The 9,519-nt window shown below is 40.6% G+C and carries 8 protein-coding genes; 3 read left to right on the plus strand and 5 right to left on the minus strand.

The window, feature by feature from the left end; genetic code table 11:
* The first annotated feature begins 278 nt into the window (after positions 1–278).
* Complete coding sequence (gene ansA, locus AC4GME_RS14420; protein ID WP_490379636.1) at positions 279–1,289, plus strand: asparaginase; 1,011 nt, start codon at positions 279–281, stop codon at positions 1,287–1,289.
* Positions 1,290–1,640: 351 nt separating this feature from the next.
* On the opposite strand, the gene AC4GME_RS14425 is transcribed toward ansA, so the two are convergent.
* Both AC4GME_RS14425 and AC4GME_RS14430 read right to left on the minus strand, forming a co-directional pair.
* Positions 1,641–2,462 (minus strand): transporter substrate-binding domain-containing protein, encoded by an 822-nt coding sequence (locus tag AC4GME_RS14425; RefSeq protein WP_490377623.1) that lies wholly within the window; start codon positions 2,460–2,462, stop codon positions 1,641–1,643.
* 134 nt (positions 2,463–2,596) lie between these two features.
* Positions 2,597–3,451, minus strand: a complete 855-nt coding sequence (locus tag AC4GME_RS14430; RefSeq protein WP_490377622.1) for an AraC family transcriptional regulator — start codon at positions 3,449–3,451, stop codon at positions 2,597–2,599.
* Between the two features lie 119 nt (positions 3,452–3,570).
* Between AC4GME_RS14430 and AC4GME_RS14435 the strand changes: the two genes are divergently transcribed.
* On the plus strand, positions 3,571–4,335 hold the full coding sequence (locus AC4GME_RS14435; RefSeq protein ID WP_490377621.1) for a hypothetical protein: 765 nt from the start codon (positions 3,571–3,573) through the stop codon (positions 4,333–4,335).
* 18 nt (positions 4,336–4,353) lie between these two features.
* A complete protein-coding gene (locus tag AC4GME_RS14440) occupies positions 4,354–4,902 on the plus strand; it encodes a GNAT family N-acetyltransferase (protein WP_490377620.1) in 549 nt (182 codons plus the stop codon).
* A 114-nt stretch (positions 4,903–5,016) separates the two neighbouring features.
* Here AC4GME_RS14440 and AC4GME_RS14445 read toward each other — a convergent pair whose 3' ends face one another.
* The 3 genes from AC4GME_RS14445 to AC4GME_RS14455 form a co-directional block, all read right to left on the minus strand.
* Positions 5,017–5,364 carry a hypothetical protein gene (locus AC4GME_RS14445; protein ID WP_490377619.1) on the minus strand — a complete coding sequence of 116 codons (348 nt, stop codon included), beginning with the start codon at positions 5,362–5,364 and terminating at the stop codon, positions 5,017–5,019.
* A gap of 490 nt (positions 5,365–5,854) precedes the next feature.
* The gene (locus tag AC4GME_RS14450; RefSeq protein WP_490377618.1) at positions 5,855–7,876 is read right to left on the minus strand and encodes a sensor histidine kinase; all 2,022 of its coding nucleotides are present in this window, start codon (positions 7,874–7,876) and stop codon (positions 5,855–5,857) included.
* Between the two features lie 25 nt (positions 7,877–7,901).
* On the minus strand, positions 7,902–9,122 hold the full coding sequence (locus AC4GME_RS14455) for a sugar ABC transporter substrate-binding protein (RefSeq protein ID WP_490377617.1): 1,221 nt from the start codon (positions 9,120–9,122) through the stop codon (positions 7,902–7,904).
* Positions 9,123–9,519: the final 397 nt, after the last annotated feature.

Consider the following 9,519-nt stretch of genomic DNA (forward strand, 5'->3'; position numbering starts at 1 on the left):
CGATACAGTGCAGCTATTTTCACCTATTTCTGCGTTAAATCAGCTACCAATAGCCTGCTATTGCTACGCTGATTTGCCTTGAACTACATAAAACTATCAACACTGTATGCGATAAAAAAATTAACTTCATGATATTAAGGAGTATTGCGCTTTCATTATCCCGAGCTGAGGTTAAATAAAATCACCCCATAATTTAAAGCCACGAGAGTAGTTTATTCCTTGCCTAATTATGCGTATATTCAAGGAAAATTTTTCCATAGGATCAAGAGATAAGCTCAATGACCAATAAAAAACGAATTTATATTGCCTACACTGGCGGGACGATTGGTATGAAACCCTCAAAAGATGGTTTTGTCCCTGCGGTCGGTTATCTTTCACAAACTATCGCCAATATGCCAGAGTTTTATCATGATGATATGCCGGAATTTGAGATCCATGAATATAACCCATTGATTGATTCTGCCAATGTATCTCCCGATGTCTGGCAAACCTTAGCGTTAGATATTCAAAAACGTTATCACGACTTTGATGGTTTTATTATTTTGCACGGTACCGATACTATGTCTTACAGCGCATCGGCGTTATCGTTTGCATTTGAAAACTTATCAAAACCTGTGATTATTACCGGCTCACAAATTCCGCTTTCACAACTACGCTCTGATGCGCGCATTAATCTCTTAAATGCCTTGTATATTGCCGCCTATCACCCGATTAATGAAGTGTGCCTGTTTTTTAATAACCAACTATTTCGTGGTAATCGTACCACTAAACAATATGCCGATGGTTTTGATGCTTTTGTTTCACCTAATTATCCGGTGTTGCTGGAAGCGGGTATTGAGATAAAAAATATTGCAGGGCAAAAACAGAAATCAGTGAATACGCGTTTACGTGTAAGTGAAATTGAAGGGCAATCGATCGCCATTTTGCATCTTTTCCCTGGTCTGGATTGGCAAGTTTTAGATAATTTATTAAAAAGCCCACTGAAAGCCTTGGTTTTGTTAACTTATGGCGTGGGTAATGCGCAACAAGATGAGCAACTATTAGCAACATTAAAAAGTGCCAGTGAACGGGGTATTTTAATTGTTAATTGCAGTCAGTGTTTAAAAGGGCAGGTGAATATGGAGGGCTATGCAACTGGGCATGCACTGCGCGAGGCTGGCGTGATCAGCGGTTTGGATATGACCACTGAAACCGTGATCGCCAAGCTCTATTATCTGCTTAGCCAAGGGTTATCAAACAAGGTGACCCGTGAGTTACTGGAAACTGATTTAAGAGGCGAGTTGGGTTAATTATAATGGCTCGTTATCTAATTCAGAGGGCTATGCAACTGGGCATGCACTGCGCGAGGTCGGCGTGATCAGCGGTTTGGATATGACCACTGAAACCGTGATCGCCAAACTCTATTATCTGCTTAGCCAAAACCTGTCAAACAAGGTGATCCGTGAGTTATTGGAAACCGATTTAAGAGGCGAGTTGGGTTAATTATAATGGCTCGTTATCTAATTCAGAGGGTTACGCAACGGGTAATGCGTTACGTGAAGCGGGAGTTACTGGAAACTGATTTAAGAGGCGAGTTGGGGTGATTTTTGTGGACAGATGCCCTGAGAATATCAGGGCTTTTTATGAAAGATGCAATAAAATTAAGGCAACAAGTCAAGCCAGCCGCCATTTTTAAACCATCTTTGATGTAATTTTTCTAGTTGACCAGAATTTTTAAGCGTCAATAAGTGCGCCCTTGCTGCACTTTCTAGCTGTATTTCACCTTTATTAATAGCAATATTAATCTCTTCAATAGCCAATGGTTTTTTTAAGGTAGTTAATTCCGATGCTGTATCACGTATTACTCCTAGTTCACAAATGGTCAAATCTGCAACTAATGCGTCAGCTTTACCTGCGCGCAGTGCGAGTAGGGCATCTTCATAATGTTCGACCGGTTTTAAACTAGCCTTTGCGAGGCGCTCTTTTGCAAGTGTCATACTGGTTGAATTTTTAAGGGCAAGTAAACGTATATCTTTATGATTAAAACCAGTGCTTTCTCTTATTCGATTTAATGTTTCTTTAGTGAGCAGTAAGGATTTTCCAGCTAGCACATAAGGCCCAACAAAAGTCACTTTTTGGCGACGTTGTTCGGAGGATGCAAAACCAGAAATGATCATATCAATTTTATTGTTTTCTAATGCTTCGAGTAAATCGGCAAAAGGCATGAGCATTATTTTTACTTTCACATCCATCAAGTTAGCAAGGGCATCGGCAAGTTCAACATCATGACCGACAATGTTTTCACTGTTAGTAACAAAATTATAAGGGGGTTGCTCACCGGACATGCCAACAGTTAACAGGCCGTTTTTATTTATACGAGCAAATGCTGCATCACTTGCTATAACAGTTTGGCTTAAAAAGATGCTTAATACAGTTAACAGGAAAAAGCGTGAAGTTCGGATTTTTGATAGTAGCTTGTTCATTAAATTCCCTTTCTCAGAACAGTTGTTTTAGAAATATCTATCGTTACTGATTAATCTGTTTTTAGCTGACTTGGCTAAGCAAGCCACTTTATCTTAGTTTAGTCTTTTTTTTCTATCCAGCTTTTCTCTAGCAATTAATCATTACGATATAGATTCGGTGCGATACCCACTTCACGTTTAAAAGCAGAAGAAAAATTAAATACATCTTTATAACCCACAGCATTGGCAATATCACTGAGATTAAGCTCGCTGCTTTTTAACAGAGCTTTGGCGCGTTGCATTCTTAACTGCCGTAATTTTTTGATCGGCGTTGTCGCTAACTGCTGCAGGCAAAGGCGGTTAAATTGTGCGGGGGAATAACCTGCCAGCTTGGCTAATGCGGGGAGGTTCCAAGGCTGCTGCAGTTTGTATTCTAGTTGATGAAAAAACGTTTCGATATTTTGTTGTTTTCTGCAGCTGAAATTTTCAGATGCCTGCAGATCCCGATTGATATGCCCAACCAATAGCTGTGCATTCAAACTGAGCAGACTGCTTGATGGCCTGCGGGCAACAGTCTCTTGATACAAGGCGAGAGATAGATAATAGATATTATCAACATTATTGTTTGTATTTAAACAGATCCCCCTGTTTTTTAACCATTGCCAATTGGGTGCATCATCTATGAGATACCAGACAATCTGCCAGTTGTTATTTGCATTCTCTAACTGATAAGAAAATGAACTTCCGGCTGGTAATAGCAACAAAGAATCTCTTGGAATTTGTCTGTTTTCGGAAGCTGTTTTAAGTAAACCTTGCCCGAGTCTGGTATAGATAAGTGTGTGATATTTGCACTGATGCCTGCGTACTAAATAGCGTTTGCTGAGATTCGAGACGCCGCCTAGCTGAATATCAAACTCCATTAAACCAGCCTGTAAGCGATTATCTATAAAAATTTCTTCACAAGCAGGATCTAAGATCAGCTTGTTTTCCCATCTGTTTTTAGAATCCATGGACTACTAATGATTGTTTTTCACATGCAATTGATTGTAACTAAAATGTAAATTAAAAAGAATCTTGCTTATTATTAAATATCCCAAAAGCAGCAATAGTTATCAATAAGGAATTAAATATGCAACGCAGCACACTATTACTTGAGCGTTTACAGCAGATTGGCCTATCACTCGAGCGTTCAGGGCAAGCTTTAGCCTTACTGGGTTTAGGTTCAGTCGGCATTGAAACTGAAAGGTTAGATGAATATTCCGATCTGGATTTTTTTGCGATCGTTCAACCTGGTTCAAAAATGCGCTTTATCGATAATTTGGATTGGCTTAGTAATATTAAAGCCATTAGCTACTGTTTTCGTAATACTGTTGATGGTTATAAGTTATTGTTTGAAGATAATATTTTTTGCGAATTTGCAGTGTTTGAACCCCAGGAGCTAAACAATATTCCTTTTTCAGCAGGACGAATTGTTTGGCAAAAGCCTGGTTTTGACAGCGCTTGCTGCCAACCTCGTATTCATTCAGGGGCCGCTCCTTCGAGTGATACTCAGTGGTTAATTGGAGAAGCACTCACCAACTTGCATGTCGGTATGTGTCGTTATCAACGTGGAGAAAAATTGTCTGCGATGCGTTTTGTACAGCAGTTTGCCGTTGATAAGTTAGTCGATTTAGTTAAGCAAACGGAGCCTGCCCAGCCTGGTTTCGTTGATCCGTTTGTTGCTGATCGGCGCATAGAGCTAAGGTATCCAACGTTTGCTCAACTGTTGCCTGAGTTTATGCAGGGATATAATGGCAGTCCTCAATCGGCTTTAGCACAACTGCGCTTTTTAGGGGGACATTTTGAGATAAATCAGGCGATGAAACAGGAAATTGAGCGCTTGTGTTATCTATAAATAATTGAAGAGGTAGTGATGGAAACGACAATCGTAACAGCAAAAGATGGCACAAAAAGCAGATTCAGATTGCTTGCTCAAAATGATCAATCGGCTCTTGGGGATTTTTTTGAAAAGCTCTCCGAGCAGACCCGTAGCCGATTTGCTCCTCATCCACTATCAAGCGAATTTGCAACTCAGCTATGCGCTAATTTATTGACAGATACAACACAGCGGTTTGTACTTGAGTCTGATGGAAATATTATCGGTTATTTTATTTTACAAGCACAAATGTCCGAACATGAAGCGTTACGTTATGCCCAACAAGGGATCATTTTAAAAACGGGTGACGATCTGTTATTTGCTCCCTGTATTGCCGACAAATATCAGAATAAAGGTTTTGCCAGTTTGGTCATGGAGATATTGATTAATCACTATAAAGAGAGAGTAAAAAGTTTCGTGTTAATGGGCGGAACTCAAGAAACTAATCATGCTGGCAGAAGCTTTTATAAAAAGTTTGCTTTTAAAGAGTATGGAGGTTACCAAACGGATATTTACAATATTGATATGCGCTTACTGTTTGGTTAACTGTTCTTGTTATTTGCGTTACATACCCATGATTTTGCATCTTGAAGTAACATGGGTATAAACCTTTGCACTAAAGATAAATGTATTTTGCTTGTAACCTTTCTTTGGAGGAGATTAGCGCTTATTTTCTTGTGAACGACCGATTCGATAACAATCAATAATCGCAACTAACCAGGTGATCAGCAGTACGCTTGTCATTATATTGCTGCTTAGCAAATCATTGCCATCTGTTTGTTGTGATACTAATTCTGTAATCGTTATTACATCTGCGGGTAGATCACCATGTTGAATTTTATCCACTATTTGCATCGCGTCTTCGAGTATTTTAGAAATCAACAGATAACTCGCTGTGAATGCGGTTGTTGCTAATATCGCAGCAGAAATATAGCGCTTTAATAACAGATGACCAAGACCGGGAAATACAAAAGCGGATAGCAGTGCAGCTTTTATTGCTTTCTTCATTTAACTGTCCTTTTTTATCTATAAAAATATTATGCAAGAATAACATCTATACCCAAGCTACCTCAAGATGCAGGAATCAGCAAGACGAGAAATGATGAGATTCTAGGCAGAAGGTTGATGATCTAGTTATTCTAAATCAAAGCCTTCTAACAACGAAGATCATCGTTTATCGCCTTGCCCTTCGGGAGTTTCGCCCGAAAGCTAGCGCTGCGTTGCAACCCTTGAAAAGGGAATAACCATTCTCATCGTGTTGCGCCTTGCTCTAGCATCCGGGCGAAGCTCTGAATCTGCATCTTGAGGTAGTTTGGGTATAACTAGGCTTAGTTCATATATTCCATGTTTTTGATTTTCAGAATATCAAATACCAAAAACAAAAAAAGCCCGTGCAAGCGAGGCTTAATAATCATCTGCTGTAATAATTAAACAGGTAACCTCTATAATGGTGGCGTCGAATTATTTTTGCAGCTTGGCTTTAATTTTAATGAAGCTGCTATAAATCTATTTTTTTTATTGCAGAGGCATTGCTCCAGTTCGCTTCTAGGACCTTACTTGATGGTTGAGTTAAAGGTTCAAGTTGCAGGGGAAAATTGAGAGATAGTTTTAATCCGCCTTGTTGCAGATTTTCTGCTTCAATATCGCCTTGCAGCCTTTGGGCCACTAAGTTGTAAGCCAGATGCAGACCTAATCCCACGCTGCCTTGGTAACGGTTTGAGGTATAAAAAGGTTCAAATATTCGCGCTATTGGCTCAATATCCACGCCACTACCATTGTCAAGAAAACAGAGCTCAACCAAGCCATCTGTCCGCCTGCAGCTTAATTCCACCTTTGGCTTGAGCCCCCGGGATGCTTGGTTTTTAAATGCATGATCTCGTGCATTTGCAAATAACACCGAAAGTATTTTTCTTAATGTGCTCATATATGTTTGTACAAAAATCTCATCGCCGCTTACCTGGATATCTACCCCCGCACTATCCTGCGAATTTAACCGGAGATTGGCCAGTTGCTGTAGGAAACTTTTGAGTTCAAACTGAGTAAGCCCTTCATCCTCGTCCCCATGCTCAAGGGACAACTCTTTAAACATGCTTACCAGATCGCTAGAGCGACGAACATTTCTGCCAATCAGATCGGTTGCATCGGTCAGGGTCTGAAGCTGAGACATAAGCTCGCTTTTTCTGAGTGTCCCGCTACTAACCATACTGTTCAAGCTTCTTTCTACCTCCTCCAGCGATCCAGTTGCGGTAACACAAATTCCCAACGGGGTATTTAGCTCGTGAGCAACGCCAGCAACCAACTGTCCCAAAGAGGCCATCTTTTCACTTTGGATCAAGCGGCTTTGAGTCTCTGTTAATGCAGTAAGAGTCGAATTTAACTCTGCATTGGCCTGACTTAAAGCTGTGGTTCGCTGCTCCACCTTAGCCTCCAGCTGCGCCTGATCGGTTATTACCTTTTTCGACAACTGCTCAAGTACCGCTGATACTTGTAAAAACTCTGCAAAACGTAAACCAGAGACACGATATTGATAATCCCCTTGGGAAAATGCTTTTACCTGACTAGTTAATTTAGCTATCTGCTGTCCAACCAGCCTGGTTACCAGTAACGAAATACAGGAGATAAGCAGTAATACACTTCCCACAATTAGACTTAAACGCCACAGATCTTCAAACACAATGGCCTTAAGGCCCTCGGAAGGCTCTGTAATACGCAACAGAAAGGTTTTATCAGCCAGTTTAATCTGTGCATCCCAACTAATAATATTGGAATCGGTCTTATTTTCTTTTATTAAACCTGTGCTATAAAGTTTAATATCCTGCTCCAGCAACAAAAGCCCCCCGTTGTTCGATTGCCACTTTTCCAATATCTGACTGAAAAATTGATAAGGCTCAAGCGTTACTAAGCTTCCCACTACCTTGAATTTAGTGCTGCCGTGTTGAGTTTCCTGAACTAAAGGCAAGACCATCACCATTACCCAGCCATTATCAATGGACGCAGTTAGATCATTGCCGCTTAAAGCTGAAACCATCGCTGGGGAGTTTACATTGAAAATTAATGGTTTAAGGATTTGATCTTGTTCAACCTGCTGCAAAAAGGGCTCCACCCGGCTGGTTATCAACTGCAGTTGCACCCGCTCAGCAGTAATGGGATATACCTCAACAGGCCAATTGTCACGATCTAAAATATAGCTGGCGCTGGCCAAAGGGGATTGTGTTGTAAACTCTTTCAGCTGCACGCCTGCCTGATAACCAAATACAGCAGAGGTGGGTGTGAGTCTGACGTCTGAGAGTTGAGATAGTTGCTCAAAAGAGTTCAGCTGTATACTCAACTCCCGCTCTAATATCTCCGATTGTAAATCGACTCTATGGCTCAGACTGGTTAACACCTGCTCACGAGATTGTTGAACTACCTTATCTAACAATAAATAGCTAACAAGCCCCGTTGGTAGCAGGGCCACCAAAATAATTACCAGCCAAAACAATCTATATAGACTGCTTGAGCTTAAATTAGATAAAAACATCCTAAAACTATTAACTCGCTTAGGATTATTTGCTGGGTTGTGATTTTTGATAATCTCGCTCCGTAAATTTTTGCATATAGTCTGCGGCTTCTTTTGCGGAGGAAATATCGGCCATATATCGATCAAAGCCTTTCTTCATTCCTATCCAGGCATTGGCCATAATGGGATCTGGTGGCATAGGTATTGCCTGCGCCAGCTGTTTTAATAGCATCTTAATATTGTTATTGGCAGCCGCTTCAACCTGAATAAATGAGCTCTGATTTACCGGTAAAAAGCGCTGTTTTTCAAAAAGCTTATCTTGAAAACGACGACTTTGAAAAAATAGCGTCAAAGCCGCTAACGGTTTTGCCTTTTTCCCCTGCAACGAGTCACCTGGAAAGATCAAGCCTATTGTGGAAAACAGAGGGCGAAATGGTTTATCGCCAATTGCAGGGATCACGGTAATACCGAGATCATCGCCAAGATCACGTTCAAAATCAGCCAATGCCCATTCCCCATTAATGGAATAAGCAAAAAGTTGTTCTTGAAAATCTTTTTGTGCACAATCATAACCGCAAGTCGGGTCAATTAAACCTGAATCAGCTAACTCCTTATAAAAAATCAGCGCATCAGCATATGCTTGTGAATTAAGAGAAGGTTTACCATCGGTAAGAGGAGCACCACCTAAGGTCGCAGCAAAACTGGTAAACCAATACATTTCCGGATAATTCCAGCCTATAGGCTCAATCCCTTTAGCCCTTAACTCAACGGCTTGTGCTTTTAGCTCCTGCCAGTTTTTAGCCGGGTTTTGAACATATTTTTTATTATAAAAAAGCATCAGGTGATTACCACTCATCACCGGAGCGCCATAATAATTTTCCTGATAGCGCATAGAATTAAGGGCTTCTGGTATCAGCTCAGAGCTCAATAAGGCTGGAGAAAGTTTTGATAGTTTAATTGTGGGAGCTAGAGATACAAAATCAGAAGGAGCCAACACCACATCAGGTAACGAATTGTTAACAGCGCCTTTAACCAGCATCTGTTTTAAATCATTAAGATTTACAAATACCAAATTAACTTTATAACCGGACTCCTGCTCAAATTGTTTTAACCCCTCTTTAAGTAGAGGCTCTGCAGTTTCCCGATAATAGAGCATACTGATACTGTCCTGACCATCCGGATCATCGACTTTTGCTGTGGCCGTTGCAATAAAACTAAACAGTAACAACATTTGATAACAGATTAACTTACAAATAAAATTTTTCATAACCATCCTTGGCTCCTGTTTTTTAGTTTAGTAGAGAGTTTCGCATCTTTGCTGTTGAAACAGTCAGATAAAAAGGGGTTCACTCACAGTAATGGTTTTTGATAGCCTGCAAGAAAATGATGAAATTGTCTAATAGGTTTTGTCGCATTTTTGAGCTGTTTCCCAAGTTCGAGGGACAGCTATTCTCTTTTGCCTGGCTGTTCAAAAAAACAAAAGCCCCGTGTTAACGAGGCTTAATAATCAACAAGTAAAAAATTCCACTTTAGAACGGAATATCATCATCGAAATCCATTGATGGCTCATTGTATTGAGCGGGCGCTTGTTGTGGCTGCTGCTGTGGAGCAGGTGCTTGCTGTGCTGGCGCTTGTTGCGTAGATGCTTGTTGCGCAGGTGCTTG

Source organism: Psychromonas sp., assembly GCF_983033635.1.

Coding starts and splice junctions, on each gene's coding strand:
- AC4GME_RS14440 (WP_490377620.1), top strand. CDS start 4,354: ATGGAAACGACAATCGTAACAGCAAAAGATGGCACAAAAAGCAGATTC.
- AC4GME_RS14425 (WP_490377623.1), bottom strand. CDS start 2,462: ATGAACAAGCTACTATCAAAAATCCGAACTTCACGCTTTTTCCTGTTA.
- AC4GME_RS14430 (WP_490377622.1), bottom strand. CDS start 3,451: ATGGATTCTAAAAACAGATGGGAAAACAAGCTGATCTTAGATCCTGCT.
- AC4GME_RS14450 (WP_490377618.1), bottom strand. CDS start 7,876: ATGTTTTTATCTAATTTAAGCTCAAGCAGTCTATATAGATTGTTTTGG.
- AC4GME_RS14445 (WP_490377619.1), bottom strand. CDS start 5,364: ATGAAGAAAGCAATAAAAGCTGCACTGCTATCCGCTTTTGTATTTCCC.
- AC4GME_RS14455 (WP_490377617.1), bottom strand. CDS start 9,122: ATGAAAAATTTTATTTGTAAGTTAATCTGTTATCAAATGTTGTTACTG.
- ansA (WP_490379636.1), top strand. CDS start 279: ATGACCAATAAAAAACGAATTTATATTGCCTACACTGGCGGGACGATT.
- AC4GME_RS14435 (WP_490377621.1), top strand. CDS start 3,571: ATGCAACGCAGCACACTATTACTTGAGCGTTTACAGCAGATTGGCCTA.